This is a genomic window from Shigella sp. FC1567 (assembly GCF_001743015.1).
GTDB lineage: Bacteria > Pseudomonadota > Gammaproteobacteria > Enterobacterales > Enterobacteriaceae > Escherichia > Escherichia coli.
In genome coordinates, this window is sequence record NZ_MIIV01000233.1 from 15,909 (window position 1) to 30,741 (window position 14,833).

The following is a 14,833-nucleotide window of genomic DNA, read 5'->3' on the forward strand; positions in this document are numbered from 1 at the left end:
ACTATCAGTAGCGTTATCCCTATTTCTGGAGATATTTCTTTGATCAACGTTCTACTTGTTGATGACCACGAACTGGTGCGCGCAGGGATACGACGCATTCTGGAAGATATAAAGGGTATAAAAGTCGTCGGTGAGGCATCGTGCGGTGAAGACGCCGTTAAGTGGTGCCGGACAAATGCCGTTGACGTGGTGCTAATGGACATGAGTATGCCGGGCATTGGCGGTCTTGAGGCGACGCGTAAAATCGCGCGTTCCACAGCTGATGTCAAAATCATCATGCTTACCGTTCATACAGAAAACCCTTTACCAGCGAAAGTCATGCAGGCCGGTGCTGCGGGCTACCTCAGCAAAGGCGCGGCTCCGCAGGAAGTCGTGAGTGCGATTCGTTCTGTCTATTCAGGGCAGCGTTACATTGCTTCTGACATCGCTCAACAAATGGCGTTAAGCCAGATCGAACCAGAAAAAACAGAAAGCCCATTTGCCAGTTTGTCTGAACGTGAATTGCAGATTATGCTGATGATCACCAAGGGCCAGAAGGTCAATGAGATCTCAGAACAGCTCAATCTCAGTCCGAAAACGGTGAACAGCTACCGCTATCGTATGTTCAGTAAACTAAACATTCATGGCGATGTTGAGCTGACTCACCTGGCAATTCGCCATGGTCTGTGTAATGCGGAGACATTATCAAGTCAGTGAGTGATCAGTTTGACGCAAAAGCGTTTTTAAAAACCGTAACCAGCCAGCCAGGCGTTTATCGCATGTACGATGCTGGTGGTACGGTTATCTATGTCGGCAAAGCGAAAGACCTGAAAAAACGGCTTTCCAGCTATTTCCGTAGCAACCTCGCTTCGCGCAAAACCGAAGCGCTGGTCGCCCAGATTCAGCAAATTGATGTAACGGTTACTCATACAGAAACCGAAGCGCTGTTGCTGGAACACAACTACATCAAACTCTATCAGCCGCGTTACAACGTTTTGCTACGCGATGATAAATCTTATCCTTTTATCTTCCTGAGTGGCGATACCCACCCGCGTCTGGCGATGCATCGTGGTGCGAAGCATGCCAAAGGTGAATATTTCGGCCCGTTCCCGAATGGCTATGCCGTACGTGAAACTCTGGCGCTACTGCAAAAGATTTTCCCCATTCGCCAGTGCGAAAATAGTGTTTATCGCAATCGCTCGCGTCCGTGTCTGCAATATCAGATAGGGCGCTGTCTGGGACCGTGCGTTGAAGGACTGGTGAGTGAAGAAGAATACGCTCAGCAGGTCGAGTATGTGCGCCTGTTTTTGTCTGGCAAAGATGATCAGGTGCTTACGCAACTCATTAGCCGTATGGAAACTGCCAGTCAGAATCTGGAGTTTGAAGAAGCGGCACGTATTCGCGACCAAATTCAGGCGGTGCGACGCGTCACCGAAAAACAGTTTGTTTCCAATACCGGCGACGACCTTGACGTTATTGGTGTGGCGTTCGATGCGGGCATGGCTTGTGTCCACGTATTGTTCATTCGTCAGGGCAAAGTGCTCGGCAGCCGCAGCTATTTCCCGAAAGTGCCTGGCGGTACGGAACTGAGCGAGGTGGTAGAAACCTTCGTAGGTCAGTTCTATTTACAAGGCAGCCAGATGCGCACCTTACCGGGTGAGATCCTGCTCGATTTTAATCTTAGCGATAAAACGCTGCTCGCCGATTCCCTTTCAGAACTGGCGGGACGCAAGATTAATGTTCAAACCAAACCTCGCGGCGATAGGGCGCGTTATCTGAAACTCGCGCGCACCAATGCGGCGACGGCCTTAACCAGCAAACTTTCGCAGCAATCTACCGTTCACCAGCGACTGACCGCGCTTGCCAGCGTGTTGAAATTGCCGGAAGTGAAGCGGATGGAGTGCTTTGACATCAGCCATACCATGGGCGAACAAACCGTCGCTTCCTGTGTGGTGTTTGATGCTAACGGCCCGCTGCGTGCGGAGTATCGGCGCTATAACATTACAGGCATCACGCCGGGCGATGATTATGCGGCGATGAATCAGGTGCTGCGTCGGCGTTATGGTAAAGCCATTGACGACAGTAAGATCCCGGATGTGATCCTTATCGACGGCGGCAAAGGCCAGCTTGCGCAGGCGAAAAATGTCTTCGCCGAACTGGATGTCTCATGGGATAAAAATCATCCGCTGCTACTTGGCGTTGCCAAAGGAGCAGATCGTAAGGCTGGACTGGAAACGCTGTTCTTTGAGCCGGAAGATGAGGGATTTAGTTTGCCGCCAGATTCACCCGCGCTGCATGTTATCCAGCATATTCGCGATGAATCACATGATCACGCGATTGGCGGGCACCGTAAAAAACGGGCGAAGGTCAAAAATACCAGTTCCCTGGAAACCATTGAAGGCGTCGGGCCAAAACGTCGGCAAATGTTGTTGAAATATATGGGCGGTTTGCAAGGTTTACGTAACGCCAGCGTCGAGGAAATTGCAAAAGTGCCGGGTATTTCGCAAGGTCTGGCAGAAAAGATCTTCTGGTCGTTGAAACATTGATGTCTCTGTAGCAACATAGGGGTAATCTTACTGACAACAGATAGTTACCCGTCATTATGCAATTTAATATCCCTACGTTGCTTACACTGTTCCGTGTCATCCTTATCCCATTCTTTGTATTGCTCTTTTATCTGCCTGTCACCTGGTCGCCGTTTGCCGCCGCGCTCATTTTCTGCGTCGCGGCGGTGACTGACTGGTTCGATGGTTTTCTGGCACGCCGCTGGAACCAGAGTACCCGGTTTGGTGCTTTCCTTGACCCTGTAGCAGATAAAGTTCTCGTGGCTATCGCCATGGTGCTGGTAACCGAGCATTATCACAGCTGGTGGGTGACCCTACCGGCGGCAACGATGATCGCCCGTGAAATTATTATTTCTGCGCTACGCGAATGGATGGCGGAGTTGGGTAAACGCAGTAGCGTGGCTGTCTCCTGGATTGGGAAAGTGAAAACCACTGCCCAGATGGTGGCGTTGGCCTGGCTGCTGTGGCGTCCGAACATTTGGGTTGAGTACGCCGGTATTGCACTTTTCTTTGTGGCTGCGGTGCTGACTCTGTGGTCAATGTTGCAATATTTGAGCGCTGCGCGTGCAGATTTGCTTGATCAGTGATCGTTTCGGCGTAATTTTCAGCAAACGATCAAAAGTGGTGAAAAATATCGTTGACTCATCGCGCCAGGTAAGTAGAATGCAACGCATCGAACGGCGGCACTGATTGCCAGACGATAATAAAATCAAGTGATTAACTGATTGCTTAATGAATGCGGGAATAGCTCAGTTGGTAGAGCCCGACCTTGCCAAGGTCGGGGTCGCGAGTTCGAGTCTCGTTTCCCGCTCCAGTTTAAAAGACATCGGCGTCAAGCGGATGTCTGGCTGAAAGGCCTGAAGAATTTGGCGCGTTAACAAAGCGGTTATGTAGCGGATTGCAAATCCGTCTAGTCCGGTTCGACTCCGGAACGCGCCTCCACTTTCTTCCCGAGCCCGGATGGTGGAATCGGTAGACACAAGGGATTTAAAATCCCTCGGCGTTCGCGCTGTGCGGGTTCAAGTCCCGCTCCGGGTACCATGGGAAAGATAAGAATAAAATCAAAGCAATAAGCAGTGTCGTGAAACCACCTTCGGGTGGTTTTTTTGTGCCTGCAACTTGTCGTTACACCCTCCTTAATTTTTAATCACCGGCAAAGCCACTCAAAAAGTATCTCTGATACGGACCGGCATGTAAGATAGGTGCTGGCGAGTTGAGATCCACAAGGAAAAGCGTATGAAAACGGGACCGTTAAACGAAAGTGAGTTGGAATGGCTGGACGATATTCTGACCAAATACAACACTAACCACGCCATCCTTGATGTGGCGGAGCTGGACGATTTATTGACGGCGGTGTTGAGTTCTCCGCAAGAGATTGAACCGGAACAGTGGCTGGTTGCCGTGTGGGGTGGGGCTGACTATGTGCCGCGCTGGGCGTCAGAGAAAGAGATGACGCGCTTTATGAACCTGGCTTTTCAACATATGGCCGATACCGCAGAGCGTCTGAACGAATTCCCGGAGCAGTTTGAGCCGTTATTCGGCTTGCGAGAAGTTGATGGCAGCGAGCTGACGATTGTTGAGGAGTGGTGCTTTGGCTATATGCGGGGCGTGGCACTTTCTGACTGGTCAACGTTGCCCGATTCGTTAAAACCAGCGCTGGAGGCGATTGCGCTGCACGGTACTGAGGAAAACTTCGAGCGGGTAGAAAAGATGTCGCCAGAAGCGTTTGAAGAGAGCGTAGATGCCATTCGACTGGCGGCGCTTGATCTACATGCGTACTGGATGGCGCATCCGCAGGAAAAAGCTGTTCAGCAACCGATCAAAGCAGAAGAGAAACCGGGGCGTAACGATCCTTGCCCGTGCGGTAGTGGTAAGAAATTTAAGCAGTGCTGCCTGCATTAAGAGGCCAAATTGGGTGTCAGCGTTAATTCTGGCACCCAATAAGGAATTTGAGGCTATCTGATCACCTCACTTCTGGTAACAACCCTGCCGCAATCAAAAATTGCACGCCAATCACAGCAATACCACAGAGAAACACCACCACCAGCGCCGGACGACCACCTTTGACCCGGTAACCCGCCTGAGGATTGTGCTTTCTGCTTTGCCAGGTCAACAGCGAAGGGATAATCAATGCCAGTACCGCCAGCGCCACACCGGCGTAACCCAGCGCCATCACAAATCCTCGTGGATAAAACAGTGCAAACGCCAACGGCGGCAGAAAGGTAATTGCACCAGTTTGCAACCGTCCACCAACGGTATTTGAACGCTGAAATAAATCAGCCAGATAATCAAATAAGCCTAACGCAACGCCGAGAAATGACGTGGCGAGGGCTAAATCAGCAAATAAATGCACTGCCAGCTCAACATGCGGAGAGGCCACCATTTCGCGTAACGCCTGTAACAGCCCGTTTAATCCAGCATGATTAGCCAGCAATCCCATAAAGGTTGTTGAATCAATGCTGCCAAGCGTTGCCACCTGCCAGAAAATATATGCCACCAGGGGGATCGCACTACCGGTTATAAACACCCTGCGTAGCTTACGAACGTTGCCATCCATATAGCTGACAATACTCTGCACGCTACCGTGAAAACCAAATGAGGTAAAAATCACCGGGATTGCTGACAGAGCCAGCCCCTGTTGCAACGGCAGGGTTAAAAGATTCACTTTGTGAATATGCGGTAGCAGCAATACCAGCATCACCACCAGAAAAATAATTTTGGCGCTGAACAGAAAACGGTTAAATAAATCGACCAGCGATGTTCCAACACAAACCACGCCACCGGCAACAAAAGTGAACAACAGCACGCCAGCGGTTGCCGACATTGAAATACCTGTCCAGTCGCTGATGCTGGAGGCCAACAATTCACCGGCACCGCTGATGTATGCCGCAGTCAGAGCATACATTAAGAACATCATACTGAAGCCCGTCAGCCATTGACCGTAGCGTCCCAGATAGCGTTTTGCCAGCGTGCCCAGACCGGTATCTGCCGGAACATGCTGGTACACCTCCAGCAGTAATAGCGCCGTGTAGCACATCAACGCCCAAAGCCCAATCAACAAGATTAACGTGACGCTAAAACCAACACCTGCCGCAGCCAGCGGCATTGCCAGCATGCCTGCGCCAATTGTGGTTCCCGCCACGATAAAAACACTTCCCAGAGTTCTGTTTTTCACGCTTTCTTCTGTCCTGACGATCTTTATGAGTGATATCTGCGGCGCAGGTTAAGGCATAACGGCTGCTTCGTCAAACCGACGTTACATGTGGTGTAAATATAAATGTACAATAAAAAGCATTCAGTTCTGCTCTGGCGCAAAGTCTTCATAAGCGGCAATCGCTACGCTAGGCTTTTTTTGAGGAGGAACGATGGACTCTATTCACGGTCATGAAGTGTTAAATATGATGATTGAATCAGGCGAGCAATATACGCATGCCAGTCTGGAAGCAGCAATTAAAGCGCGTTTTGGTGAACAGGCACGTTTTCACACCTGCTCGGCAGAAGGGATGACAGCGGGAGAGCTGGTAGCGTTTCTGGCAGCAAAAGGCAAATTTATACCTTCGAAAGACGGTTTTTCGACCGATCAGAGTAAGATTTGCCGTCACTGATTTGAAACGCGGCAGTAAACCTGCCGCCGGAGAGTATTAGTTTTGTGTGTCGAGGGTAGAGAGTTCTTTGTCGATAAAATACAGACCTTCGCCGCTTTTGCCTGCCAGGCTTAATTTATCAATAATCGATTTGAACAGTTTCTCTTCTTCATGCTGCTCAGAAACATACCATTGCAGGAAATTAAATGTTGGGTAGTCCTGATTGGTCATTGCAGCATGAGCCAGTTCGTTAATTTTCTGGGTGATTAATTGTTCGTGTTTATAGGTTTCCTGGAATAATTCATCAAGTGAGGAATATTCAGCAAACGGAGATTCAACGGTATTAATACGCGGTAAATTGCCGGTATCAGTCAGGTAATCAAACAGATGCTGCATATGCGTCATCTCTTCTTGGGCGTGACGGCGCAGGAACGCGGCAGCACCTTCGAAGGTATGATAGCTGCACCAGGCGCTCATTTGCTGATAAAGCAGTGAAGAGTACAGTTCCAGGTTCATCTGCTCATTAAGTTTTTCAATCATTTCTGGTTTCAGCATGATAGTGCTCCACAAAGGTTATATTTGTTGCTGTGGCGTCACTATAATTTGTTATTTTATTATTTGCAAAAGGTAAAATATAAACTTCAATTATTAAAAATACGAATGGGAATAAAACGCATTACCGCTATTTTTTTAATCAGCGAAGATCCCCTCGCTGATTAAAATATTTAGAGAAAGACAGGGAAGGCGGAATGATGGCACTGATATGACAAAGTGAATTCCGTATTCAAACATAAGGAACCCGCAAAAAGGCTACAGTTGCCTACTGGCTGACCAAAGGGGATCGCGTGGGTATAGCCTTCCTGCTGGCATGCGCGATCGGCGATCCCGCGACTGACATAACGATCGGTATGGGCATGCTGCAAAAAAGCCTGGTCATAAACCAACCGTACAATACCTGTTGCCGCGTCAACTTCGCTCACATGGGCCTGGCGAGTAACCGTACACCCCGCCAGCGTTATTAATGAAAGAGTCAGAATCAGAAGTCTCATGGTCCAGCCAGAAGAGTAAAAGAAAGCACTATTTTACGCGTTACAGCGCTGCGACAATGACCGGAAAAGACGCCTGGCAGGCGCTATTTCTTGCCATCTGTAGGTGTCAGAAATGGGGGGCTGTTTTTTGATTATCATTTTTATAACATTAAGGGGGTATTTGTGTGATTTGCATCACATAAAGATTGATTTTTGTGATGGTTGTCATATTATAAGCACAAAGAAAATAACACATGTATAACAAATGGTCGGAGTGCCGCGATGAAACTGCGCAAAATCCTGAAAAGTATGTTCAATAACTATTGCAAGACGTTCAAAGACGTACCGCCAGGCAATATGTTCCGATAACAAAAAACCTGCTCCGGCAGGTTTTTTTGTGTCCTGATGACGGTGGATGTGACTATCGCTGAAGATGTGAAGCCGCTACTATAACGGCTTTCAAAATGCTATCAGGAGTTTACGATGTCCCAGCCGCTGAATGCCGATCAGGAACTGGTTTCTGATGTGGTTGCTTGCCAGTTGGTTATCAAACAAATTCTGGATGTTCTCGATGTAATCGCGCCCGTTGAAGTTCGTGAAAAAATGTCCAGTCAGCTGAAGAATATCGACTTTAGTAACCATCCCGCCGCCGCAGACCCGGTCACCATGCGGGCAATCCAAAAAGCCATCGCGCTGATTGAACTCAAGTTTACCCCACAAGGCGAATCCCATTAAAAAACCGCTGCTTCAAAAAGATGAGGCAGCGGTTTCTCAAAAACTTCATCGGCGCAATGCATTAGCGCCGATGTATGATCAATGCAGCTGATGCGACACGACATTCAGAACATGTTGGTCGGTCTGCACTGGGCACATACCAGCAAGTTTCGCACTGCGCACTTCATCAAGAATGGTTTGCAGCAACAGACCATCATGCTGCTGTTCTTTTTCCAGATCGCGCAGGAAATTGACGGTTGAATCATCATTCAGTTCTTTCGCTTCATCGGCTAACTGTGCCAACGTACTAGAACGTTGCTCGTATTCTTCCATCGTTTTTTGGAACAGTTCTTCCAGAGAGTTCAGTTTTTCACCGGGAACATCAATGGCTTTAACGATGGGGGTAGCGCCGACACTCTTCATAAAGTTAAACATGCGCATCATTTGGGTCACATTACTCTGTGCCTGGGCGCGAAGGAAAGTGGCGGTGCCGTTCAGACTCTGTTCAGAACACCAGTTACTCAGGTGAAGGTAGAGATTGGATGCGTAAAACTCGCGGTTCATTTGAGAGTTGAGTTTGAGAAGCATTCCAGCGGTTGCCATACCTAATATCCTTATATCCAGAAGTGGAGAGGTGCAAGATAAATCAAAACACCATAATTACTGTTTGCAGAATAATTCCTTTCTGCCGGTCCGAAATGTGATCGTGGAGTCAATTCTGACGATGATCTGAAATAAGAATAACGTCTGAACGGGTATAAAAAAATGCTTAAATCATCAAGTTTATATATTTTTACATTTCATTGATGAAATGATGATTTTATAAAACGTTTTTTCATTTTTGCGAGATGGCTCTCATTATACGTGTTCTGTTAATTAATGAGCACAGTGATAATTAATGGCGAAATGAATGACGTGCATTTTCCACATCTTTGAGTTGCGGTTATTACACCATTTCAAAAACTCAACGCCAGGTAATGCGGCCTATTGACTGGTTAAAAAGAAGACATCCCGCATGGGTACCAAAGACAACAAGGATTTCCAAGCTAATCTTATGGATTAATCTGCTGTGCATTCGACAATTTGTCTGACAAATTGGCTTTCCCTTATGTCTTTTCCCGCTAAATTTATGCACGTTCTCACTGTAATTCTGCGATGTGATATTGCTCTCCTATGGAGAATTAATTTCTCGCTAAAACTATGTCAACACGGTCACTTATCTTTTAGTTAAAAGGTAATGCTTTGTTTTCCGATTAATTTAACGAATGTCATTCGTTTTTGCCCTACACAAAACGACACTAAAGCTGGAGAGAACCATGCACAAATTTACTAAAGCCCTGGCAGCCATTGGTCTGGCAGCCGTTATGTCACAATCCGCTATGGCGGAGAACCTGAAGCTCGGTTTTCTGGTGAAGCAACCGGAAGAGCCGTGGTTCCAGACCGAATGGAAGTTTGCCGATAAAGCCGGGAAGGATTTAGGGTTTGAGGTTATTAAGATTGCCGTGCCGGATGGCGAAAAAACATTGAACGCGATCGACAGCCTGGCTGCCAGTGGCGCAAAAGGTTTCGTTATTTGTACTCCGGACCCCAAACTCGGCTCTGCCATCGTCGCGAAAGCGCGTGGCTACGATATGAAAGTCATTGCCGTGGATGATCAGTTTGTTAACGCCAAAGGTAAGCCAATGGATACCGTTCCGCTGGTGATGATGGCGCGACTAAAATTGGCGAACGTCAGGGTCAGGAACTGTATAAAGAGATGCAGAAACGTGGCTGGGATGTCAAAGAAAGCGCGGTGATGGTGATTACCGCCAACGAACTGGATACTGCCCGCCGCCGTACTACGGGATCTATGGATGCGCTGAAAGCGGCCGGATTCCCGGAAAAACAAATTTATCAGGTACCTACCAAATCTAACGACATCCCGGGGGCATTTGACGCTGCCAACTCAATGCTGGTTCAACATCCTGAAGTTAAACATTGGCTGATCGTCGGTATGAACGACAGCACCGTGCTGGGCGGCGTACGCGCGACGGAAGGTCAGGGCTTTAAAGCTGCCGATATTATCGGCATTGGCATTAACGGTGTGGATGCGGTGAGCGAACTGTCTAAAGTACAGGCAACCGGCTTCTACGGTTCCCTGCTGCCAAGCCCGGACGTACATGGCTATAAATCCAGCGAAATGCTTTACAACTGGGTAGCAAAAGACGTTGAACCGCCAAAATTTACCGAAGTTACCGACGTGGTGCTGATCACGCGTGACAACTTTAAAGAAGAACTGGAGAAAAAAGGTTTAGGCGGTAAGTAATTTGCCGGAAAAATTCCCCTCTGCATGATGCAGAGGGGGTGTGAACGACCAGTGATTCACGGAGACGTTATGCAACAGTCTACCCCGTATCTCTCATTTCGCGGCATCGGTAAAACGTTTCCCGGCGTTAAGGCGCTGACGGATATTAGTTTTGACTGCTATGCCGGTCAGGTTCATGCGTTGATGGGTGAAAATGGCGCAGGAAAATCAACTCTCTTAAAAATCCTCAGCGGCAACTATGCGCCAACCACGGGTTCTGTAGTGATTAATGGGCAGGAAATGTCCTTTTCCGACACGACCGCAGCACTTAACGCGGGTGTGGCGATTATTTACCAGGAACTGCATCTCGTGCCGGAAATGACCGTCGCGGAAAACATCTATCTCGGCCAGCTGCCGCATAAAGGCGGCATTGTGAATCGCTCATTGCTGAATTATGAGGCGGGTTTACAACTTAAACATCTTGGTATGGATATTGACCCGGACACGCCGCTGAAATATCTCTCCATTGGTCAGTGGCAGATGGTTGAAATCGCCAAGGCGCTGGCGCGTAACGCTAAAATTATCGCCTTTGATGAGCCAACCAGCTCCCTTTCTGCCCGCGAAATCGACAATCTTTTCCGCGTTATTCGTGAACTGCGAAAAGAGGGGCGGGTGATCTTATACGTTTCTCACCGTATGGAAGAAATATTTGCCCTCAGCGATGCCATCACTGTCTTTAAAGATGGACGTTATGTCAAAACCTTTACCGATATGCAGCAGGTTGACCACGACGCGCTGGTGCAGGCGATGGTCGGGCGCGACATTGGCGATATCTACGGCTGGCAACCTCGTAGTTATGGCGAGGAGCGCCTGCGTCTTGATGCTGTGAAAGCACCAGGCGTGCGTACGCCAATAAGTCTGGCGGTTCGCAGTGGTGAAATTGTTGGGCTGTTTGGTCTGGTAGGGGCGGGGCGTAGCGAATTAATGAAAGGCTTGTTTGGCGGGACGCAAATCACCGCCGGTCAGGTTTATATCGACCAACAGCCGATCGATATTCGTAAACCGAGCCACGCCATTGCCGCAGGCATGATGCTCTGCCCGGAAGATCGCAAAGCGGAAGGCATTATTCCCGTGCACTCCGTTCGCGACAATATCAACATCAGTGCCAGACGCAAACATGTGCTCGGCGGTTGTGTAATCAACAACGGTTGGGAAGAAAACAATGCCGATCAGCACATTCGTTCGCTCAACATCAAAACGCCGGGCGCTGAGCAACTGATCATGAATCTCTCAGGCGGAAATCAGCAAAAAGCCATTCTGGGCCGCTGGTTATCGGAAGAGATGAAGGTCATTTTGCTGGATGAACCTACGCGCGGCATTGATGTTGGTGCTAAGCACGAAATATATAACGTAATTTATGCGCTGGCGGCGCAGGGTGTGGCGGTGCTGTTTGCCTCCAGCGACTTACCTGAAGTCCTCGGCGTTGCCGACCGGATTGTGGTGATGCGGGAAGGTGAAATCGCCGGTGAATTGTTACACGAGCAGGCAGATGAGCGTCAGGCACTGAGCCTTGCGATGCCTAAAGTCAGCCAGGCAGTTGCCTGAGTAAGGAGAGTATGATGTCTTCTGTTTCTACATCGGGTTCTGGCGCACCTAAGTCGTCATTCAGCTTCGGGCGTATCTGGGATCAGTACGGCATGCTGGTGGTGTTTGCGGTGCTCTTTATCGCCTGTGCCATTTTTGTCCCAAATTTTGCCACCTTCATTAATATGAAAGGGTTGGGCCTGGCAATTTCCATGTCGGGGATGGTGGCGTGTGGCATGTTGTTCTGCCTTGCTTCCGGTGACTTTGACCTTTCTGTCGCCTCCGTAATTGCCTGTGCGGGTGTCACCACGGCGGTGGTTATCAACCTGACTGAAAGCCTGTGGATTGGCGTGGCAGCGGGGTTGCTGCTTGGCATTCTCTGTGGCCTGGTCAATGGCTTTGTTATCGCCAAACTGAAAATAAATGCTCTGATCACAACACTGGCAACGATGCAGATTGTTCGAGGTCTGGCGTACATCATTTCAGACGGTAAAGCGGTCGGTATCGAAGATGAAAGCTTCTTTGCCCTTGGTTACGCTAACTGGTTCGGTCTGCCTGCGCCAATCTGGCTCACCGTCGCGTGTCTGATTATCTTTGGTTTGTTGCTGAATAAAACCACCTTTGGTCGTAACACCCTGGCGATTGGCGGGAACGAAGAGGCTGCGCGTCTGGCGGGTGTACCGGTTGTTCGCACCAAAATTATTATCTTTGTTCTCTCTGGCCTGGTATCTGCGATAGCCGGAATTATTCTGGCTTCACGTATGACCAGTGGGCAGCCAATGACGTCGATTGGTTACGAGCTGATTGTTATCTCCGCCTGCGTTTTAGGTGGCGTTTCTCTGAAAGGAGGCATCGGAAAAATCTCATATGTGGTGGCGGGTATCTTAATTTTAGGCACCGTGGAAAACGCCATGAACCTGCTTAATATTTCTCCTTTCGCGCAGTACGTGGTTCGCGGCTTAATCCTGCTGGCAGCGGTGATCTTCGACCGTTACAAGCAAAAAGCGAAACGCACTGTCTGATGCTTTTTTCTGCAACAATTTAGCGTTTTTTCCCACCACAGCCAACCGCCATAACGGTTGGCTGTTCTTCGTTGCAAATGGCGACCCCCGTCACACTGTCTATACTTACATGTCTGTAAAGCGCGTTCTGCGCAAAACAATAAGAAAAGAGAAGTAGGAGAACCGGGTGACAGAACCGTTAACCGAAACCCCTGAACTATCCGCGAAATATGCCTGGTTTTTTGATCTCGATGGAACGCTGGCGGAAATCAAACCGCATCCCGATCAGGTCGTCGTGCCTGACAATATTCTGCAAGGACTACAGCTACTGGCAACCGCAAGTGATGGTGCATTGGCATTGATATCAGGGCGCTCAATGGTGGAGCTTGACGCACTGGCAAAACCTTATCGCTTCCCGTTAGCGGGCGTGCATGGGGCGGAGCGCCGTGACATCAATGGTAAAACGCATATCGTTCATCTGCCGGATGCGATTGCGCGTGATATTAGCGTGCAACTGCATACAGTTATCGCTCAGTATCCCGGCGCGGAGCTGGAGGCGAAAGGGATGGCTTTTGCGCTGCATTATCGTCAGGCTCCGCAGCATGAAGACGCATTAATGACATTAGCGTAACGTATTACTCAGATCTGGCCACAAATGGCGTTACAGCAGGGAAAGTGTGTTGTCGAGATCAAACCGAGAGGTACCAGTAAAGGTGAGGCAATTGCAGCTTTTATGCAGGAAGCTCCCTTTATCGGGCGAACGCCCGTATTTCTGGGCGATGATTTAACCGATGAATCTGGCTTCGCAGTCGTTAACCGACTGGGCGGAATGTCAGTAAAAATTGGCACAGGTGCAACTCAGGCATCATGGCGACTGGCGGGTGTGCCGGATGTCTGGAGCAGGCTTGAAATGATAACCACCGCATTACAACAAAAAAGAGAAAATAACAGGAGTGATGACTATGAGTCGTTTAGTCGTAGTATCTAACCGGATTGCACCACCAGACGAGCACGCCGCCAGTGCCGGTGGCCTTGCCGTTGGCATACTGGGGGCACTGAAAGCCACAGGCGGACTGTGGTTTGGCTGGAGTGGTGAAACAGGGAATGAGGATCAGCCGCTAAAAAAGGTAACATTACGTGGGCCTCTTTTAACCTCAGCGAACAGGACCTTGACGAATACTACAACCAATTCTCCAATGCCGTTCTCTGGCCCGCTTTTCATTATCGGCTCGATCTGATGCAATTTCAGCGTCCTGCCTGGGACGGCTATCTACGCGTAAATGCGTTGCTGGCAGATAAATTACTGCCGCTGTTGCAAGACGATGACATTATCTGGATCCACGATTATCACCTGTTGCCCTTTGCGCATGAATTACGCAAACGTGGGGTGAATAATCGCATTGGTTTCTTTCTGCATATTCCTTTCCCGACACCGGAAATCTTCAACGCGCTGCCGACATATGACACCTTGCTTGAACAGCTTTGTGATTATGATTTGCTGGGTTTCCAGACAGAAAACGATCGTCTGGCGTTCCTGGATTGTCTTTCTAACCTGACCCGCGTCACGACACGTAGCGCAAAAAGCCATACAGCCTGGGGCAAAGCATTTCGAACAGAAGTCTACCCGATCGGCATTGAACCGAAAGAAATAGCCAAACAGGCTGCCGGGCCACTGCCGCCAAAACTGGCGCAACTTAAAGCGGAACTGAAAAACGTACAAAATATCTTTTCTGTCGAACGGCTGGATTATTCCAAAGGTTTGCCAGAGCGTTTTCTCGCCTATGAAGCGTTGCTGGAAAAATATCCGCAGCATCATGGTAAAATTCGTTATACTGAAGTGGCACACTGAATTTGGCCACCTGAACAGAGGTGATATGCTCACCTCAGAACAACACAGGTGCTCCAATGAAAAAAAGAAATTTTAGCGCAGAGTTTAAACGCGAATCCGCTCAACTGGTTGTTGACCAGAAATACACGGTGGCAGATGCCGCCAAAGCTATGGATGTTGGCCTTTCCACAATGACAAGATGGGTCAAACAACTGCGTGATGAGCGTCAGGGCAAAACACCAAAAGCCTCTCCGATAACACCAGAAC

14 protein-coding genes, 3 tRNA genes and 3 pseudogenes are annotated in these 14,833 nt (G+C 49.0%); 16 read left to right on the forward strand and 4 right to left on the reverse strand.

Annotation, left to right across the window (positions count from 1 at the left end):
- The first annotated feature begins 39 nt into the window (after positions 1–39).
- The 7 genes from uvrY (at position 40) to yecA (ending at position 4,445) form a co-directional block, all read left to right on the forward strand.
- Complete coding sequence (uvrY, locus tag BHE85_RS14300) at positions 40–696, forward strand: UvrY/SirA/GacA family response regulator transcription factor (RefSeq protein ID WP_000611335.1); 657 nt, start codon at positions 40–42, stop codon at positions 694–696.
- Complete coding sequence (gene uvrC / locus BHE85_RS14305; protein WP_001283416.1) at positions 693–2,525, forward strand: excinuclease ABC subunit UvrC; 1,833 nt, start codon at positions 693–695, stop codon at positions 2,523–2,525. The genes uvrY and uvrC overlap by 4 nt, the downstream gene beginning before the upstream one ends.
- A 56-nt stretch (positions 2,526–2,581) precedes the next feature.
- Entirely contained in the window at positions 2,582–3,130 is a 549-nt protein-coding gene (gene pgsA, locus BHE85_RS14310; RefSeq protein WP_039064076.1) for a CDP-diacylglycerol--glycerol-3-phosphate 3-phosphatidyltransferase, read from the forward strand.
- Between the two features lie 151 nt (positions 3,131–3,281).
- Positions 3,282–3,357 (forward strand) — tRNA-Gly (locus BHE85_RS14315).
- A gap of 54 nt (positions 3,358–3,411) precedes the next feature.
- A tRNA-Cys gene (locus BHE85_RS14320) sits at positions 3,412–3,485 on the forward strand.
- Between the two features lie 12 nt (positions 3,486–3,497).
- Positions 3,498–3,584 (forward strand) — tRNA-Leu (locus tag BHE85_RS14325).
- Between the two features lie 195 nt (positions 3,585–3,779).
- Positions 3,780–4,445: a UPF0149 family protein YecA gene (gene yecA, locus BHE85_RS14330; protein WP_000847909.1), complete on the forward strand. Its 666-nt coding sequence runs from the start codon at positions 3,780–3,782 to the stop codon at positions 4,443–4,445.
- 61 nt (positions 4,446–4,506) lie between these two features.
- Here the strand turns inward: yecA and tyrP are convergent, their stop codons facing one another.
- On the reverse strand, positions 4,507–5,718 hold the full coding sequence (gene tyrP / locus BHE85_RS14335) for a tyrosine transporter TyrP (protein ID WP_039064077.1): 1,212 nt from the start codon (positions 5,716–5,718) through the stop codon (positions 4,507–4,509).
- A gap of 190 nt (positions 5,719–5,908) precedes the next feature.
- On the opposite strand from tyrP, the gene BHE85_RS14340 reads away from it, so the two are divergent.
- Positions 5,909–6,148 carry a YecH family metal-binding protein gene (locus BHE85_RS14340; protein ID WP_000377225.1) on the forward strand — a complete coding sequence of 80 codons (240 nt, stop codon included), beginning with the start codon at positions 5,909–5,911 and terminating at the stop codon, positions 6,146–6,148.
- A gap of 36 nt (positions 6,149–6,184) precedes the next feature.
- On the opposite strand, the gene ftnA is transcribed toward BHE85_RS14340, so the two are convergent.
- Together ftnA and BHE85_RS14350 are read right to left on the reverse strand one after the other, a co-directional pair.
- A complete protein-coding gene (ftnA, locus tag BHE85_RS14345; protein WP_004983027.1) occupies positions 6,185–6,682 on the reverse strand; it encodes a non-heme ferritin in 498 nt (165 codons plus the stop codon).
- Positions 6,683–6,852: 170 nt separating this feature from the next.
- A complete protein-coding gene (locus tag BHE85_RS14350; RefSeq protein WP_001237866.1) occupies positions 6,853–7,176 on the reverse strand; it encodes a YecR-like family lipoprotein in 324 nt (107 codons plus the stop codon).
- Between the two features lie 261 nt (positions 7,177–7,437).
- On the opposite strand from BHE85_RS14350, the gene azuC reads away from it, so the two are divergent.
- Both azuC and yecJ read left to right on the forward strand, forming a co-directional pair.
- Positions 7,438–7,524, forward strand: a complete 87-nt coding sequence (gene azuC, locus BHE85_RS14355; RefSeq protein ID WP_010723106.1) for a stress response protein AzuC — start codon at positions 7,438–7,440, stop codon at positions 7,522–7,524.
- Between the two features lie 114 nt (positions 7,525–7,638).
- Positions 7,639–7,890: a DUF2766 family protein YecJ gene (gene yecJ, locus BHE85_RS14360; RefSeq protein WP_000082117.1), complete on the forward strand. Its 252-nt coding sequence runs from the start codon at positions 7,639–7,641 to the stop codon at positions 7,888–7,890.
- Between the two features lie 78 nt (positions 7,891–7,968).
- On the opposite strand, the gene BHE85_RS14365 is transcribed toward yecJ, so the two are convergent.
- A complete protein-coding gene (locus tag BHE85_RS14365; protein ID WP_000179469.1) occupies positions 7,969–8,472 on the reverse strand; it encodes a non-heme ferritin-like protein in 504 nt (167 codons plus the stop codon).
- Positions 8,473–9,185: 713 nt separating this feature from the next.
- Between BHE85_RS14365 and araF the strand changes: the two are divergent.
- From araF to BHE85_RS14395, 6 genes and pseudogenes are all read left to right on the forward strand, one after another.
- A pseudogene (gene araF, locus BHE85_RS14370) lies at positions 9,186–10,174 on the forward strand (arabinose ABC transporter substrate-binding protein AraF).
- A gap of 69 nt (positions 10,175–10,243) precedes the next feature.
- Positions 10,244–11,758, forward strand: a complete 1,515-nt coding sequence (araG, locus tag BHE85_RS14375; protein WP_001187813.1) for an arabinose ABC transporter ATP-binding protein AraG — start codon at positions 10,244–10,246, stop codon at positions 11,756–11,758.
- 14 nt (positions 11,759–11,772) lie between these two features.
- Positions 11,773–12,759: an arabinose ABC transporter permease AraH gene (gene araH / locus BHE85_RS14380; protein WP_000100203.1), complete on the forward strand. Its 987-nt coding sequence runs from the start codon at positions 11,773–11,775 to the stop codon at positions 12,757–12,759.
- A 166-nt stretch (positions 12,760–12,925) separates the two neighbouring features.
- Positions 12,926–13,726: pseudogene (otsB, locus tag BHE85_RS14385) on the forward strand (trehalose-phosphatase).
- Positions 13,701–14,581, forward strand: a pseudogene (locus BHE85_RS14390) (trehalose-6-phosphate synthase); the annotation flags it as partial. The pseudogenes otsB and BHE85_RS14390, both read left to right, overlap by 26 nt.
- A 62-nt stretch (positions 14,582–14,643) precedes the next feature.
- Positions 14,644–14,833, forward strand: a 190-nt coding sequence (locus BHE85_RS14395) for a transposase (protein ID WP_000747023.1), incomplete at its 3' end; no start/stop codon positions are given.